Origin of the sequence: Rathayibacter sp. VKM Ac-2927 (genome assembly GCF_022815525.1) — a bacterium.
In the GTDB taxonomy this organism is placed as follows: domain Bacteria; phylum Actinomycetota; class Actinomycetes; order Actinomycetales; family Microbacteriaceae; genus Rathayibacter; species Rathayibacter festucae.
Genome location: NZ_JALGRT010000003.1, coordinates 141,295 through 158,267 on the forward strand (window position 1 = coordinate 141,295; position 16,973 = coordinate 158,267).

Below are 16,973 nucleotides of genomic sequence, written 5' to 3' on the forward strand. Positions count from 1 at the left end.
TGGGTCAGCGCGACGGGAGGCGCTCGGCGAGGGCGCGGAGGACCTCGCTCGTGCCGCCGTCGATCTTGATGCCGGCCCGCGAGTCGCCCTTGGTGGCGCCGCGGTTGACGATGACGATCGGCATCTTCGCGCGCCGGGCGATCTCGAGGAAGCGGATGCCGGAGTTGACGACGAGCGACGAGCCCGCGACGAGCAGCGCGTCGGCGCCCGCGACGATGGCGCGCGCCTCCTCGAACCGCTCGGTCGGGATGAACTCGCCGAAGAAGACGATGTCGGGCTTGAGGATCCCGCCGCAGACCGTGCACTCCGGGACGGTCATCGCCGAGACGTCGTGCACCTCGGCGTCGCCGTCGGGGTTGAGCGAGGAGATGTCGGGGTCGTCGAGCCAGGGGTTGAGCGCCTCGATGCGCTCGGCGATCGCGTCGCGGGCGAAGTACTGGCCGCAGGTCATGCAGCGGACCCGGTCGGCGGAGCCGTGCAGATCGACCACGCGCTGCGAGCCGGCGCGCACGTGCAGGCCGTCCACGTTCTGGGTGACGACACCGGCGAGCAGGCCGCGCTCCTCGAGCCGGGCGAGGGCGCGGTGTCCGTCGTTCGGCAGCGTGGCGGTGAAGCGGCGCCAGCCGAGCTGGCTGCCGGCCCAGTAGCGGCGGCGGTAGTCGGGGTCGGCGACGAACTGGGAGTAGGTCATCGGGCTGCGGACGGGGGCTCCCGCTCCGCGGTAGTCGGGGATGCCGGAGTCGGTGCTCACGCCCGCGCCGGTGACGGCGGCGATGCGGCGGCCGGCCAGGAGCTCGACGGTGCGATCGAGGGCGGCGGAGCGCTGCTCGTCGGCCCGCTGCAGATCGGCCTGCTGCTCGTCGGCCTGATCGGCACTGCTGCCGTCGGCGATCGGTGTCGGACCCGACTCCATCCACGCCTCCCTCGGACACCCGCGCACGCGGGCACTCCATCGGCCAGTTTAGACCGCGGCGTGCCCTAGGGTTCCGGGATGCCGATCGTGCACATCGAGGACCTCGACCACCCGCTCCTGGCCGACTACCACCGCCTGACCGACGTGGCGCTGCGCCGGGTGCTCGAGCCCGAGGGCGGCCTCTACATCGCGGAGTCGTCGAAGGTGATCGTCCGCGCGCTCGACGCCGGGCACGTGCCGAAGTCGGTGCTGGTGCAGGAGAAGCGGCTGCCGGATGCGGCGGAGGTGCTCGAGCGCTTCCCGGACGTGCCGGTATTCGTCGGGCCGGACGCGATGATCGAGGAGCTGACCGGGTTCCATCTGCACCGCGGGGCGCTCGCGTCGATGCGGCGTCCGGAGCTGCCGTCGATGGCGTCGCTGCTCGAGGACGCGCGGCTCGTCGTCATCCTCGAGGACCTCGTCGACCACACCAACGTCGGCGCCGTCTTCCGCGCGGCGGCGGGCATGGGCGCGGACGCGGTGCTGGTGAGCCCGCGCTGCGCGGACCCGCTCTACCGGCGGAGCGTGCGGGTGAGCATGGGGACGGTGCTGCAGGTGCCGTGGACGCGGATCCCGGAGTGGGGGCCGGCGCGGACCGAGCTGCTCGCCGCGGGGTTCTCGGTCGCCGCCCTGGCGCTCGCGCCCGACGCGGTGCCGCTGGACGAGTACGCGGCCGACCGGCCCGAGCGCGTGGCGATCGTGCTGGGGGCCGAGGGTGACGGGCTGAGCCGGGCGGCACTGGACGCGGCCGACACCGTGGTGACCATCCCGATGCTGCACGGGGTCGACTCGCTGAACGTGGCCTCGGCGAGCGCCGTCGCACTGTGGGCGCTGACGCGGGGGCGCTGAGTCGACTGGGCGGAGCCGTCTGCTCCGAACAGGCGGTGCGGAACGGCGGGCGGCAGCCCCGCGCCGCCTCCGCGGTGTCCGGCGGGGGTCCGCCTACGATGACCGGGTGACTTCTCCGACGCGCCCCGACCGCTCGCCGATCGACGTCGTGGGCAGCGTCACGCCTGCGCCCGCGCCCGAGGCACCCCGGCGCCGCCGCCCGCGTCCGCTCGCCGTGATCGGCGTCGTCCTCGCGGCGGTGCTCGTCAGCGCGAGCGGCGCGTACGCCGCGAACGCGGCCGGAGCCGAGCTGCCCGTCGCGACAGCGGTCGTCCAGGAGACGCCGCCCACGGTGATCGACGCGCCCGCGGTCGCGTGGCCGTCCTACGGCGCCGGGGCGATCTCGGCGGTGGGCGTGCAGGGGCCGGCGGACGGCGGGATGCTCTCCACCTACGGCTCGACCGGGCAGCTGCCGATCGGCAGTATCGCGAAGGTCGTCACGGCGCTGGTGGTGCTGTCGGCGAAGCCGATCGCGGAGGGGACGGACGGCGAGACGATCGCGTTCACGAGCACGGATGTCGGCTACTACAACGACTCCGTGGCCGAGAACGGCTCGGTCGCGCCGGTCTCCGCCGGGCTGGAGCTCACGGAGCGCGAGGCGCTGACCGTGCTGATGCTGCCCTCGGCCAACAACTACGCGAAGTCGCTCGCCGTCTGGGCCTTCGGCTCGGAGGAGGGCTACCTCGCCGCCGCCCGCACCTGGCTGGACGAGCGCGGGCTCACCGGCACGGTGGTCGCCGACACGAGCGGGCTGTCGCCGGCGACGGTGAGCACCACGCTCGAGATGGTGGTGCTCGGCGAGCTGCTGATCGGGGATCCGGTGCTTGCGCCGATCGTGGCGATGCCCTCCGCGGTGATCCCGGGCGTGGGGACGGTGGAGAACACCAACAAGCTCCTCGGGCAGGCCGGCGTGGACGGGATCAAGACCGGCACGACCGACGAGGCCGGCGCGTGCCTGCTGTTCTCGCTCGACACCACGGTCGAGGGACGGCCGGTGACGCTCGTCGGCGTCGTGGTCGGTGCTCGGACGCATCCGCAGCTCGCGGCGGACGTCCTGACGCTGATCCCGACCGTCGAGGCGGGCTTCCGGACGGTGACGCTGACCGAGGAGGGGCAGGACTTCGGCAGCTACACCAGCGCCTGGGGCGAGTCGGCGGTGGCGGAGAGCAGCGAGGCGCAGTCGCTCCTGGTCTGGGGCGCGACCACGGTCACCACGAGCGTGTCGCTCGATCCGGTGGAGGTCGTCGCGGACGGGCAGGAGGTCGGCACGGTGAACGTGGCCGTCAACGGGCAGGCGTACCCGGTGCCGCTCGTCGCGGACGGGGCGATCACGGACCCGGGGTTCGGGTGGCGCGTGACGAATCCGGGCGAGCTCTTCGGCTAGGCGGGTCTCGAGACGCCGCTTCCTTGCTGATCGAGTAGCCCTCGCAGAGGGCGTATCGAGATCCACGTTGCTCAGCAGGGTGGGTCTCGATACGCCGCTGCGCGGCTACTCGACCAGCATGCAACGGCGCCGTTGCGCGGCTCCGCGACCAGCAGGGGCCGCCTACGAGTCGGTGTCGTCGACGACGATGCGGACGCCGGCCGTCGCGATGTCGGCGGCGACCTCCTCGGGGGTCGCGTTGCCGGGGACGGGGGTGCCGGGGATCGACTCGGGCGGGCGCTGCAGGTAGGGGCCGGCGTCCGGCCGCTTGGCGGTGATGAAGTCGCCGGAGGACTGGTGGCGCACCCGGCGCAGCACCCACGGGACGAGGTACTCGCGGGCCCACTTCGCGTCCTCGCGGCGGGCGGCCCGCCAGGTCGGCGTCGGCGCCGGCTCCGGAGCGAACGGGCGGAGGGTGTTCTCGACGTTGAGGGCCTTCAGCACCATCCGCGCCACCTCGTGGTGGCCGTGCGGGTTGAGGTGCAGGCGGTCCGGCGCCCACATCCGCACGTCCTGGATCTCCTGCAGCGACCACTGGTCGGCGACGATGCAGTCGTAGCGCTCGGCGAGCGCGCGGAGGTTCTCGTTGAAGATGGCCACCTTGCCGCGGATCCGCGCGAAGACGGGGGAGAAGCTGACGTCGACACCGGTGAAGAGCACCACCGTCGCGCCGTCGGAGCGCAGCCGCGCCAGTCCCTCCTCGAAGCGGCGGGCGATGTCGTCCGGGTCGGTGCCGGGACGGATGACGTCGTTGCCGCCCGCGGAGATGGTGATCAGGTCCGGGCGCAGCGCGAGAGCCGGCTCGATCTGCTCGTCGACGATCTGCTGCAGCAGCCGCCCGCGCACGGCCAGGTTCGCGTAGGCGAAGTCGTCGTTCTGACTGCCGAGCACCTCCGCGACGCGGTCGGCCCAGCCGCGGTGACCGCCGGGGCTGGAGGGCTCGGGATCGCCGATCCCCTCGGTGAAGGAGTCGCCCAGGGCGACGTAGCGGGACCACGGATGACGCTGCTCGACCATCCCTCCATTCTGCGCTCCGAGCGGGCGGAGGGGGTCCGTCGCCCGGACGATCCCGACACGCCGGGCCCTGCCCCGTGGGTGCGCGGACCGGCGCTCGGCGTCGGAGGTGTCGGCTAGCCTCGGTCCACGTGAACAGTCCCTCGAACTTCGGTCATCAGGTCGGCACCTCCGCCGCGGAGCACCTGTCCCCGTCGTTCCCCGGCAGGGCGCCGTGGGGCACCGCGAACAAGCTGCGGGCCTGGCAGGCGGAGGCCCTCGAGGCCTACTTCCAGCACGAGCCGCGGGACTTCCTCGCGGCCGCGACGCCCGGCGCCGGCAAGACGACGTTCGCCCTCCGCCTGGCCGCCGAACTGCTGCACAACCGCACCGTCGACCGCATCACCGTCGTCGCCCCGACCGAGCACCTCAAGCGCCAGTGGGCCGAGGCGGCGCACCGCGTCGGCATCCGGCTCGACCCCACCTTCACCAACCGGATGGGCCGGCACGCCAAGCACTACCACGGGGTCGCCGTCACCTACGCGCAGGTCGCCGTGCGGCCCGAGCTGCACCGCGAGCTGACCCTCTCCGGCCGCTCGCTGGTCATCCTCGACGAGGTGCACCACGGCGGCGACGCGCTGAGCTGGGGCGACGCGATCCGCGAGGCCTTCGAGCCGGCCGCCCGCCGGCTCTCGCTCACCGGGACCCCGTTCCGCTCCGACACCGCGCCGATCCCGTTCGTCAGCTACCTGCCGGACCAGGAGGGCATCCGCACCTCGCTGACCGACTACGCCTACGGCTACGGCCGTGCGCTCGCCGACGGCGTCGTCCGGCCGGTGCTCTTCATGGTCTACGCGGGCCAGATGCGCTGGAAGTCGAAGGCCGGCGACGAGATGGAGGCGCGGCTCGGCGAGGGCAACACCAAGGACATCACCTCGCAGGCCTGGCGGACGGCGCTCGACCCGAAGGGGGAGTGGATCCCCTCGGTCCTGCGCGCGGCGAACACCCGGCTGACCGAGGTGCGCCGCGGGATCCCCGACGCCGGCGGCCTCGTCATCGCGACCGACCACTACGCGGCGCGCGCCTACGCGGCGATGCTCCGCGAGATCAGCGGCCAGCCCGTGACCGTCGTCCTCTCCGACGAGAAGGAGGCGAGCGACCGGATCGAGGAGTTCTCGAAGGGCGACAGCCGGTGGATGGTCGCCGTGCGGATGGTGTCGGAGGGCGTGGACGTGCCGCGCCTGGCCGTCGGCGTCTACGCCACCTCCGCCTCGACCCCGCTGTTCTTCGCGCAGGCGATCGGGCGCTTCGTCCGGGCCCGGCGCCGCGGCGAGACCGCCTCGATCTTCCTGCCCAACGTGCCGGGGCTGCTCGCGCTCGCGGGCTCGATGGAGCAGCAGCGCGACCACGCCCTCGACCGACGCGTCTCGGACGACGAGGAGTACCCCGAGGCCGACCTGATGGCCGACGCGGAGCGCGAGGCCAAGGCCTCCTCCGACCTGCTCGAGGAGGGCCGCTTCGAGTCGCTCGGCTCGGCCGCCACCTTCGACCGCGTGATGTACGAGGGCGCGGAGTTCGGCATGGAGGTGGAGGTCGAGAGCGAGGAGGAGCTCGACTTCATCGGCCTCCCCGGTCTGCTCGAGCCCGAGCAGGTCCGCGAGCTGCTGCAGCACCGCCAGCAGCGGCAGGCCAAGCGCGCGGGAGGGCGCGCCGGCGCTCACGGGGCGCAGGCTCCGGTGGAGGCGAAGGAGAGCGAGATCCCCGCGCCGCTCTACCGCACGCTCAAGGAGCAGCGCAGCCTGCTGAACTCGCTGGTCGGGCTCTGGGCGCGCAACACGGGGGAGACCCACGGCCAGGTGCACACCGAGCTGCGCCGGCTCTGCGGCGGGCCCGCGGTCGCGCAGGCGAGCGTGACCCAGCTGCAGGCGCGGATCGACCTGCTGCGGAAGCGGATCGGCTCGCACTGAGCCCCCGAGAACGGCGGATCTCTACTGGATGCGCGGCGGGCGGTCCAGCCCTCGCCGCGGATCGGCGGGGTCCGTACTGTCTGAGCGTGGCCTCCCCGGAAGCGCGGGAGGAGCCTCTCGCTAAGCTGGGCAGTCGGTCCGTCGCGAAGGTGACGGACCATCACCCCCGACGTCGGGCATCCGCAGACCGCCCGTCGGCCTCCCCCGGATCGCCCGAGACCAGAACTCAGAGGAGTCTCGTGGAGACCTGGCCCGGAACCGCCTACCCCTTGGGCGCCACCTTCGATGGAAGCGGCACGAACTTCGCCCTCTTCAGCGAGGCCGCCGAGCGCGTCGAGCTGTGCCTCTTCGAGGAGGACGGCACCGAGACGCGCGTCGAGGTGCTCGAGTCGGACGCCTACGTCTGGCACTGCTACCTCCCGCAGGTCCAGCCCGGCCAGCGCTACGGCTACCGCGTCCACGGCGCGTACGACCCGGCCGGCGGACACCGCTGCAACCCGAACAAGCTGCTGCTGGACCCGTACGCGAAGGCCGTCTCGGGCGAGATCGACTGGGACCAGTCGCTCTTCTCGTACACCTTCGGCGACCCGGACTCGACCAACGACGAGGACTCGGCGCCGCACATGATGATGGGCGTCGTCATCAACCCGTTCTTCGACTGGGCCGGCGACCGCCGTCCGCGCACCTCGTACGACAGCACCGTGATCTACGAGGCGCACGTGAAGGGGCTCACCAAGAGCCACCCCGACGTGCCGGAGGAGCTGCGCGGCACCTACGCCGGCGTCGCCCACCCCGCCGTGATCGCGCACCTCAAGCACCTCGGCATCACCGCCCTCGAGCTGATGCCGGTGCACCAGTTCGTCAACGACTCGACGCTGATCGAGAAGGGCCTCTCGAACTACTGGGGCTACAACACGATCGGCTTCTTCGCGCCGCAGAACACCTACACCGCCACCGGCGACCTGGGCCAGCAGGTCCAGGAGTTCAAGAGCATGGTGAAGGCCCTGCACGCGGCCGGCATCGAGGTCATCCTCGACGTGGTCTACAACCACACCGCGGAGGGCAACCACCTCGGCCCGACGCTGTCGTTCCGCGGCATCGACAACGAGGCGTACTACCGCCTGGTCGACGACGACAAGCGCTACTACATGGACTACACCGGCACCGGGAACACCCTCAACGTGCGCCACCCGCACTCGCTGCAGCTGATCATGGACTCGCTGCGCTACTGGGTGACCGAGATGCGCGTCGACGGCTTCCGCTTCGACCTCGCCTCGGCGCTGGCCCGCGAGTTCTACGACGTCGACCGGCTCTCCACCTTCTTCGAGCTCGTCCAGCAGGACCCGGTGGTCTCGCAGGTCAAGCTGATCGCCGAGCCGTGGGACGTCGGCCCCGGCGGCTACCAGGTCGGCAACTTCCCGCCGCAGTGGACGGAGTGGAACGGGAAGTACCGCGACACCGTCCGCGACTTCTGGCGCGGCGAGCCCTCGACCCTGGGCGAGTTCGCCTCGCGGCTCACCGGCTCGGCCGACCTCTACGCGCGCTCCGGCCGCTACCCGGTCGCCTCGATCAACTTCGTCACCGCGCACGACGGCTTCACCCTGCGCGACCTCGTCTCCTACAACGAGAAGCACAACGACGCCAACGGCGAGGACGGCAACGACGGCGAGTCGCACAACCGCTCCTGGAACCACGGCGCCGAGGGCCCCACCGACGACCCGAAGGTCCTCGGCCTGCGCGCCCGCCAGCAGCGCAACTTCCTCGCGACGATGCTGATCTCGCAGGGCGTGCCGATGATCCTGCACGGCGACGAGCTCGGCCGCACCCAGAACGGCAACAACAACACCTACGCCCAGGACAGCGAGCTGACCTGGATCGACTGGGAGAAGGCGGACCGGCCGCTGGTGGAGTTCACCGCGGCGCTGATCCGGCTCCGCGCCGAGCACCCGACGTTCCGCCGCGGCCGCTTCTTCGACGGGCGCCCGGTCCTCCGCGGCACCGGCGAGCCGCTGCCGGACATCGTCTGGTTCAAGGCCGACGGCACCGAGATGACGCCGTCGGACTGGGACTCGGGCCTGGACCGCTCGGTCGGCATCTACCTCAACGGCAACGGCATCCGCGAGCGCGACGAGCGCGGCCAGCCGGTCGTCGACGACAGCTTCCTGCTCTACTTCAACGCCGACGACGTGGACGTGGAGTTCACCATCCCGAGCGACGAGTACGCAGTGGAGTGGGCCGTCCTGGTCGACACCGCCGGAGCCGAGGCCGACTCGGTCCCGCGTCCCGCCGGCGCGCTCCTCACCGTGCAGGCGAAGTCGCTCGTGATCCTCCAGGAGCACAGCGCCCCCGAGCCCGAGGTCGACCACTCGGTCGCGGCCTCGCTGGCCTCGCTCGCCGCCACCTCGGCCATCCCGATCATCACCACCACGGGCCACACCAGCCCTCACGAGGAGTCGACCGACTCCGCGACCGCACCCTCGACAGGAGCCTGACGTTGCGACTGCCCGCCTCCACCTACCGACTCCAGATCCGCTCCGGCTTCGATCTCGACGAGGCCGCGACGGTGGCCGATTACGTGCGCTCCCTCGGCGCCGACTGGCTGTACTTCTCGCCGCTGCTGACCGCCGAGCCCGGCTCGGACCACGGCTACGACGTCGTCGACCACTCGCAGGTCGACCCGGCCCGCGGCGGCGGCGAGGGCCTCGCCCACGCCTCCGCGGCGGCGAGGAAGGAGGGCCTCGGCGTCCTCATCGACATCGTGCCGAACCACATGGGCGTCGCGACGCCGGTGGAGAACGCCTGGTGGTGGGACCTGCTGAAGCACGGCCGGGACTCCCGCTACGCCGAGGCGTTCGACATCGACTGGGCGGCGGGCGCGGGCAAGCTGCGCGTGCCGATCCTCGGCGACGGGGCCTCGGAGGGCGACAGTGACAGCGAGCTCGATGCGCTCGAGGTCGTCGGCGACGAGCTGCACTACTACGAGAACCGCCTGCCGATCGCCCCCGGCACCGCCGAGCCCGGCGACTCCGGCCGCACCGTGCACGCCCGCCAGAGCTACGAGCTGGTGAACTGGCGCCGCGCCGACGCCGAGCTGAACTACCGCCGCTTCTTCGCGGTCAACACCCTCGCCGCGATCACGGTCGAGCGGCCCGAGGTCTTCGAGGCCTCGCACCGCGAGATCGTCCGCTGGTTCACCGAGGGCCTCGCCGACGGCCTGCGCGTGGATCACCCGGACGGCCTGGCCGACCCGGGCGGCTACCTGGACGACCTCGCCCGCGCCATCGACGGCGCGCCCGTCTGGGTCGAGAAGATCCTCGAGGGCGACGAGCAGCTGCCCGCGCACTGGGCGACCGTGGGCACCACCGGCTACGACGCGCTCGCCGACATCGACCGCATCCTCGTCGACCCCGACGCCCGTCCGGTGCTCGAGGGCCTGGACGCGGAGCTGGGCGACGGCGGCGAGCCGGTGGACTGGGCCGACCTGATCCACGACACCAAGCGCGGCATCGCCGACGGCATCCTCCGCTCCGAGGTGCTCCGCCTGGCCCGCCTGATCCCGCAGGTCGACGGCGCGGACGACGCGATCGCCGAGCTGCTCGCGACCTTCCCGGTCTACCGCAGCTACCTGCCCTACGGCGCCGAGCACCTCGAGCACGCGCGGCTCGACGCGCGGCACCGCCGCCCCGAGATCGCCGCGACGATCGACGAGGTCGCCGCGCTGCTCGAGGAGACCGGCACCCCCGTGTCGGTCCGCTTCCAGCAGACCTCCGGCATGGTGATGGCGAAGGGCGTCGAGGACACGGCGTTCTACCGCTACAGCCGCCTCACCTCGCTCAACGAGGTCGGCGCCGACCCGGACGAGTTCGCGATCGACCTGGAGGAGTTCCACCGCCGCCAGGGCGTCCGCCAGGCGTCCTTCCCGGCCTCGCTCACCACGCTGTCGACGCACGACACCAAGCGCGGCGAGGACACCCGCGCCCGCATCACCGCCCTCGCGGAGGACGCCGAGGCCTGGGCCGAGACGCTCCGCTCGCTGCACGAGCACGCCGGCTTCGGCGACGGACCGGTCGAGCACCTTCTCTGGGAGGCGATCGTCGGCACCTGGCCCGCGTCCCGCGAGCGCCTGCACGCCTACGCCGAGAAGGCGTCGCGCGAGGCCGGCAGCTCGACGATGTGGACCGCTCCGGACGAGGCGTTCGAGAAGCGGATGCACGCGGCGGTCGACGCCGCCTTCGACGACGCGGCCGTGCGCCGCCTGATCGAGGACACCGTGGCGCGCGTCTCGGCCGACGGCTGGTCGAACAGCCTCTCGGCCAAGCTCGTCCAGCTGACGGCGCCGGGCATCCCGGATGTCTACCAGGGCAGCGAGCTGTGGGAGACGTCGCTCGTCGACCCCGACAACCGCCGCCCGGTCGACTTCGCCGAGCGCCGGGCGCTGCTCGAGCGGATCGACGGCGGCTGGCTGCCGGAGATCGACGCGGAGGGCGCGGCCAAGCTGCTCGTCACCTCGCGGGCCCTGCGCCTGCGCCGCGACCGGCCGGAGCTGTTCACGCGCTACGCCGCCGTCCCCGCCATCGGGCCGGCCGCCGAGCACGCGATCGCCTTCGACCGCGGCGGTGCGCTGACGGTCGCCACCCGCTTGCCCGCGCGGCTCGCGGCCGAGGGCGGCTGGGGCGAGACCCTGATCGTCCTGCCCGGGCACCCGGTCGTGGACGTCCTCACCGGGCGCACCTTCGCCGGCGGGCCGACCGCCGTGTCGGAGATCCTCGGCGGCGGCTACCCGGTCGCCCTGCTCGCGCCGGTCGCCTGACCCGGCGAGTCCCTTCCTGCCGACCCCGTTCGAACGACCCTGGAGAACCCCGTGATCAGCACGACGCCCTACCGCTACGCCCTGCCCGCCTCCGGACCCGAGCGCTTCGACGTGTGGGCGCCCGACGCGTCCTCCGTCGAGCTCGCCCTGGGTGCGGGCGGGACGGTCGCGATGGCCCGCTTCGGCGACGAGGGCTGGTGGCGGGTCTCCGGGTCGGTCGCCGCGACCGGCGAGGTCGACTACGGCTACCTGGTGGACGGAAAGGGGCCGTTCCCGGACCCGCGCTCGCGCCGCCAGCCCGGGGGAGTCCACGAGCTCTCCCGCAGCTACGATCCGAGCGCGTTCGAGTGGGCCGACCAGGCCTGGACGGGCCGCCAGCTGGCGGGGGCCGTGATCTACGAGCTGCACATCGGCACCTTCACCCCCGAGGGCACGCTCGACTCGGCCGCCGGCCGGCTGGAGCACCTGCGCTCGATCGGCGTCGACTTCATCGAGATCCTCCCGGTCAACGCGGTGAACGGCACGCACAACTGGGGCTACGACGGCGTCCTCTGGTACGCCGTCTCGGAGGCGTACGGCGGACCGGAGGCCTACCAGCGCTTCGTCGACGCGGCGCACCGCGCGGGACTGGGCATCGTGCAGGACGTGGTCTACAACCACCTCGGCCCGAGCGGCAACTACCTGCCCGAGTTCGGCCCGTACCTGAAGAACGAGAAGGCCAACACCTGGGGCAGCTCGATCAACCTCGACGGGGAGGGCTCGGACGTCGTCCGCGGCTACATCCTCGACAACGCGCTGATGTGGCTGCGCGACTACCACGTCGACGCCCTGCGCCTCGACGCGGTGCACGCCCTGTCGGACGAGCGCGCCGTGCACGTGCTGGAGGAGATGGCCGCCGAGGTCGCGGTGCTCTCGGCCGACGTCGGGCGCCCGCTGACCCTGATCGCGGAGTCGGACCTCAACGACCCGAAGCTGATCACCCCGCGCGAGGCGGGCGGCTACGGGCTCGACGCGCAGTGGAGCGACGACTTCCACCACGCCGTGCACGTCGCCCTCACCGGCGAGACGACCGGCTACTACGAGGACTTCGCGCCGCTCGGCGCGCTCGGCAAGGTCCTCACCCGCGGCTTCTTCCACGACGGCACCCTCTCCACGTTCCGCGGCCGGCATCACGGCCGCCCGATCGACACCGAGCGGATGCCGACCTGGCGCCTCGTGGTCTGCAGCCAGAACCACGATCAGATCGGCAACCGGGCGATCGGCGACCGGCTGACCGCGACCCTCGACGAGGGCCGGCTGGCGATCGCCGCCGCGCTGACGCTGCTCGGCCCGTTCACCCCGATGCTCTTCATGGGCGAGGAGTGGGCGGCGTCCACCCCGTGGCAGTTCTTCACCTCGCACCCGGAGAAGGATCTGGGCGAGGCGACGGCGAAGGGCCGCATCGAGGAGTTCGCGAAGATGGGCTGGGACCCGGAGGTCGTGCCCGACCCGCAGGACCCCGAGACCTTCGAGCGCTCCAAGCTCGACTGGTCCGAGGCGGAGGAGGGGCGCGGTGCGCGCATCCTCGCCGTCTACCGCGAGCTGGCGGCGCTGCGCCGCCGCTTCCCCGAGCTGACCGACCCGCGCTTCGGCTCGGTGCGCGTCGAGCTCGACGAGGACGAGCGCTGGCTCACCCTCGGCCGCGGCCGGGTGACGATCGCGATCAACGTCGGCGAGTCGTCGGCGCGGGTCCCGCTGCCCGAGGTGGCGGAGTCGCTCCTCGCCGTGGGCGAGTACGCGGTCCAGCCCGGCGACACCGAGGTCGACCTCGCCGCGTCCTCGCTGCTGATCACGCTCAGCGACGCCGAGTAGGGGTCCGCCGCGCCGGTCCGAGCCGACTCGGGCCGGCGCGCGTGTCGTTCCTCTCACCCATCGCGCCCGAGCCCGTGAACGCCTCCGCCCGCCGGAGACCTGTCAGCGGGCCGGCACGGAGTGCTCGGCGTCGGCGATGATCCGCACGCCGTCGTCGTGCACGAGCAGCAGGGCACGCAGCGGCATGGCCCGCCGGTGGCAGGCGGCGCTCAGCTGGCGGGCGAGCACCCGGTCGGTCTCGCCGAGGAACGCCCGGCCCGGGCGCTCGAGCGCGAAGGCGAGCGAGCCCACGTCGTGATGCGCGACCGCTTTCGCGAGGGTCGCGACGATGCGCTCGGTCTTCTCCTCGTCGGGGTGCACGGGGAGTCCGTCCACGGGGTAGAGGATGGGCAGCTGGTAGCCGGCCCGGTCGAGCAGGATCGGCCAGAGTGCACGCCGGTAGGCGGGCCCGATGAGGGACGAGACGCGCTCGCGCAGGTCCCGGTCGTCGCGCAGCGGCACATCGAGCGCCGAGGGGTGGAGGGCGTGGTCCGTGTTCGTCATGGTGTCGCTTTCTCGCGGGTGATGCGGGCGCGGAAGCGCTCGCGGTGCTGGGGCGGTCGTGGTCCGACGGGCGGTCATCGGAAGTTGCGGGCGGTGGTCCGGGCGGTGACCGACAGCGCCTCGAAGCGGTCGGCGAGGAGGTTGGTCACCCCCTCGTCGGAGCGCTCGAGGATCCCGCGGATGAGGAGTGCGGGAGCCTCGCGCGCGGTGCGCCGGTAGCGGTTCCATACTCCGACGGAGCAGATGACGTTGAGGATCCCGTGCTCGTCCTCGAGGTTCATGAAGGTCACTCCGGCGGCTGTGGAGGGACGTTGACGGTGGATCACGACACCGCCGACCTCGATCCGGGTGCCCGAGGGCGTGCCGGGCAGGTCGGCCGTGGACCGCGCTCCCCGGCGGGTGAGGCTCTCCCTCAAATGCCGGAGCGGATGGTCGTCGGGCGAGATGCCGGTGGCCCAGAAGTCGAAGACGACCCGCTCCTGCGCCGAGAGCATCGGCAGCAGCGGCGGCTGGACGGCGACGATCGAGTCGGGCAGGAACTCCTGGCGGTCGGCGGCGGCGGAGCCCGCCTCCCAGAGCGCCTGGCGGCGCTGGAGCCCGAGCGAGTCGAAGGATCCCGCGGCGCCGAGCGCCTCGAGCTGGGTCGCGTTCAGCCCGACTCGGCGCGAGAGGTCGGCCATGCTCGCGTAGGGCCCGCCGCGCTCCCGCTCGGCGACGATGTGCTCGGCCAGCGCGGTGCCGATGCCCTTCACCCCGGCGAGGCCCAGGCGGATGACGAAGCCGGCGTCGCGGCGGTGGTCGTCGGTGTCGAAGTGCTGCGACCGGTCGAAGAGGCCCGTCGGCGCCTGCTCGGCGGAGAGGCAGGAGTCCTGCCCGTGCGGCGCCCCGCCCCGCCGCGGGGCCGGCGGCCCGTCGAGCGCCTCGAGCCCGGGGTGCGACAGGGAGCGGTTGACGTCGGGGGACTCGACGCGGACACCGTGCCGGCGGGCGTCGGCGACCAGGGTGTGCGGGGCGTAGAAGCCCATCGGCTGAGCCCGGAGCAGGGCCGCGGTGAAGGCGGCGGGGTAGTGCAGGCGCAGCCAGGCACTGGCGTAGACCAGCAGCGCGAAGCTGATCGCGTGGCTCTCGGCGAAGCCGAAGTTGGCGAAGGCCTGGATCCGTCGGTAGATGTCGTCGGCGACCTCGTCGGTGATCCCGTTGCGAGCCATGCCCTCGTAGAGCCGCTCCCGGAGCGACTCGATCTTCTCGGTGCCGCGCTTGGAGCCCATCGCGCGGCGCAGCAGATCCGCGTCCTCCGCGTTGCAGTCGCCGACCGCCACCGCGACCTGCATCAGCTGCTCCTGGAACAGCGGAACGCCGAGGGTGCGCTTGAGCGGCGTGACCAGCAGGGGGTGCTGGTAGGTGATCGGCTCCTCGCCGAGCTTCCGCCGGATGTAGGGGTGCACCGCGCCGCCCTGGATCGGACCGGGGCGGATCAGCGCCACCTCGATCACGAGGTCGTAGAAGCGCCGCGGCTGGAGCCGGGGGAGGGTGCCCATCTGCGCGCGGCTCTCGACCTGGAACACCCCGATGGAGTCGGCCCGGCAGAGCTGGTCGTAGACGCCCTTCTCCTCGCGCGGGATCGTCGAGAGGTCCCACTTCTCGCCGACGTGCTCGGCCACGAGGTCGAAGGTGTACTGCAGGGCGGCGAGCATCCCCAGCCCGAGCAGGTCGAACTTGACCAGGCCCATCCAGGCGCAGTCGTCCTTGTCCCACTGCAGGACGGTGCGCTTCTCCATCCGGGCGGGCTCGATCGGGCAGACCTCGCCGACCGGCCGGTCGGTGAGCACCATGCCGCCGGAGTGGATGCCCAGGTGCCGGGGCGTGCCGAGCACCTTCTTTGTCAGCGCGACGACGTCGTCCGGGATGTCGTGCTCGGGGCTCTCGGTGATCGAGCCCCAGTGCTCGATCTGCTTCGACCAGCCGTCCTGCTGCCCGGCGCTGTAGCCCAGCGCCTTCGCCATGTCCCGGACGGCGAACTTGGGGCGGTAGGTGATGACGTTGGCCACCTGCGCCGCGTTCAGCCGCCCGTACTTCTCGTAGACGTGCTGGATGACCTCCTCGCGCCGCTCGGAGTCGAAGTCGACGTCGATGTCGGGCTCCTCGTCGCGGATGCTGGAGAGGAAGCGCTCGAAGGGCAGCCCGTAGAAGATCGAGTCCACCGCGGTGATCCCCAGGACGTAGCAGACCGCCGAGTTGGCGGCCGAGCCGCGGCCCTGGCAGAGGATCCCCCTGCCCTTGGCGAAGTGCACGATGTCGTGGACGATGAGGAAGTAGCCGGGGAAGTCCTTGGCCTCGATCACGGCGAGCTCCTTCTCGAGGCGCTCGTGCACGTCGGAGTCGGCGCCCGGGTACTTCGACGGCACCGCGAGCTGCACCAGGTGGCGCAGCCAGCTCATCGGGGTGTGCCCCTCTGGCACGTCCTGACGGGGCAGCCGGGGGCGGACCCGCCCGAGCTCGAAGGCGATCTCGTCGGCGATCAGCACGGTGTTCTCGACGGAACCGGGGTAGCGGGAGAAGCGCTCGGCCATCTCGGCACCCGAGCGCAGGTGCGCACCGCCGGAGGCGGGCAGCCAGCCGTCCATCTCGTCGAGGCTCCTCCGGGCGCGGACCGCGGCCAGCGCCGTCTGCAGGGGGCGGTCCTCGGGCCGGGCGTAGTGCACGTTGCCGGTGGCGACGAGCCGCAGCTGCAGCCGCTCGGCGATGCCGGCGAGCTGGTCGTTGTGCAGGGAGGCGAGCGGGTCGCCGTGGTCGAAGAGCTCGACGAGGACGTTGCGGGCGCCGAAGAGGGCTACGAGCTCGCGCACCTCCTCCTCGGCCGCCGCCTCGTCGCTCGCGACCAGTGCCTGACGGACGGCGCCCTTCCGGCAGCCGGTCAGCACGATCCAGTGGCCGTCGGCGGCCCGGGCGAGCTCGTCGAGGTCGTAGCTCGGCTTGCCCTTCTCGGCGCCGGCGAGCTGGGCGGTGGTGATCGCGCGGGCGAGCCGGTGGTAGCCCTCCTCGCGGCGGGCGAGGACGAGCAGGTGCGTGCCCTCGGGATCGGCGACGCCGTTCTGCGGGGCGCGGAGCCCCAGCGAGAGCTCGGCGCCGAAGGCGGTGCGGACCCCGTGGTCCTGCGCGGCCTCCGCCATCCGGACGATCCCGTAGAGCCCGTCGTGGTCGGTGAGGGCGAGGGTGTCGATGCCGAGCCGGACGGCCTCCTCGATCAGCTCCTCCGGCTTGCTGGCGCCGTCGAGGAAGCTGAAGTGCGAGTGCGCGTGCAGCTCGGCATAGGGCACCTTCTCGTCCGGCGGCCGGACGTCGGCGCCGGGCGTATAGGCGGGGCGCTTGTGCGACCAGGCGGGGCTGTCGCCGCCGTCGCCGCGGACGGTCGTGCCGTCGCTCCTGGTCGTGCTGGAGAGGCGGCGCTCGAACTCCGACCAGGGGATCGGGGGGTTGTTCCAGCCCATCGGGGGCTCCTTCGGTCGTCGTGCTCGGGAGGATCGGATCGCGGCCGTCAGCAGCCGG

At 72.5% G+C, this 16,973-nt stretch carries 10 protein-coding genes; 6 read left to right on the plus strand and 4 right to left on the minus strand.

The window, feature by feature from the left end:
- Positions 1 to 4: 4 nt before the first annotated feature.
- Positions 5 to 913: a Sir2 family NAD-dependent protein deacetylase gene (locus tag MT353_RS09790; protein ID WP_243624284.1), complete on the minus strand. Its 909-nt coding sequence runs from the start codon at positions 911 to 913 to the stop codon at positions 5 to 7.
- Between the two features lie 78 nt (positions 914 to 991).
- On the opposite strand from MT353_RS09790, the gene MT353_RS09795 reads away from it, so the two are divergent.
- On the plus strand, positions 992 to 1,801 hold the full coding sequence (locus MT353_RS09795) for an RNA methyltransferase (protein WP_123735769.1): 810 nt from the start codon (positions 992 to 994) through the stop codon (positions 1,799 to 1,801).
- Between the two features lie 106 nt (positions 1,802 to 1,907).
- Positions 1,908 to 3,224: a D-alanyl-D-alanine carboxypeptidase family protein gene (locus MT353_RS09800; RefSeq protein WP_243624285.1), complete on the plus strand. Its 1,317-nt coding sequence runs from the start codon at positions 1,908 to 1,910 to the stop codon at positions 3,222 to 3,224.
- 162 nt (positions 3,225 to 3,386) lie between these two features.
- Here the strand turns inward: MT353_RS09800 and MT353_RS09805 are convergent, their stop codons facing one another.
- The gene (locus MT353_RS09805; protein WP_123735767.1) at positions 3,387 to 4,280 is read right to left on the minus strand and encodes an SGNH/GDSL hydrolase family protein; all 894 of its coding nucleotides are present in this window, start codon (positions 4,278 to 4,280) and stop codon (positions 3,387 to 3,389) included.
- Positions 4,281 to 4,408: 128 nt separating this feature from the next.
- Here MT353_RS09805 and MT353_RS09810 point away from each other — a divergent pair, with 128 nt between their 5' ends.
- The 4 genes from MT353_RS09810 to treZ all read left to right on the plus strand — a co-directional run bounded on the left by MT353_RS09810 (position 4,409) and on the right by treZ (position 12,884).
- Positions 4,409 to 6,223: a DEAD/DEAH box helicase gene (locus tag MT353_RS09810; RefSeq protein ID WP_123704255.1), complete on the plus strand. Its 1,815-nt coding sequence runs from the start codon at positions 4,409 to 4,411 to the stop codon at positions 6,221 to 6,223.
- A gap of 239 nt (positions 6,224 to 6,462) precedes the next feature.
- Positions 6,463 to 8,715, plus strand: coding sequence for a glycogen debranching protein GlgX (glgX, locus tag MT353_RS09815; RefSeq protein WP_243624286.1), 2,253 nt, complete (start codon positions 6,463 to 6,465; stop codon positions 8,713 to 8,715).
- A 2-nt stretch (positions 8,716 to 8,717) separates the two neighbouring features.
- Positions 8,718 to 11,033, plus strand: coding sequence for a malto-oligosyltrehalose synthase (treY, locus tag MT353_RS09820; protein WP_243600000.1), 2,316 nt, complete (start codon positions 8,718 to 8,720; stop codon positions 11,031 to 11,033).
- 51 nt (positions 11,034 to 11,084) lie between these two features.
- Positions 11,085 to 12,884, plus strand: coding sequence for a malto-oligosyltrehalose trehalohydrolase (gene treZ, locus MT353_RS09825; protein WP_243624287.1), 1,800 nt, complete (start codon positions 11,085 to 11,087; stop codon positions 12,882 to 12,884).
- A gap of 102 nt (positions 12,885 to 12,986) precedes the next feature.
- Here the strand turns inward: treZ and MT353_RS09830 are convergent, their stop codons facing one another.
- Both MT353_RS09830 and MT353_RS09835 read right to left on the minus strand, forming a co-directional pair.
- Complete coding sequence (locus MT353_RS09830) at positions 12,987 to 13,427, minus strand: hypothetical protein (RefSeq protein ID WP_123704248.1); 441 nt, start codon at positions 13,425 to 13,427, stop codon at positions 12,987 to 12,989.
- A 74-nt stretch (positions 13,428 to 13,501) separates the two neighbouring features.
- The gene (locus MT353_RS09835) at positions 13,502 to 16,915 is read right to left on the minus strand and encodes an error-prone DNA polymerase (RefSeq protein WP_243624288.1); all 3,414 of its coding nucleotides are present in this window, start codon (positions 16,913 to 16,915) and stop codon (positions 13,502 to 13,504) included.
- Between the last annotated feature and the right edge of the window lie 58 nt (positions 16,916 to 16,973).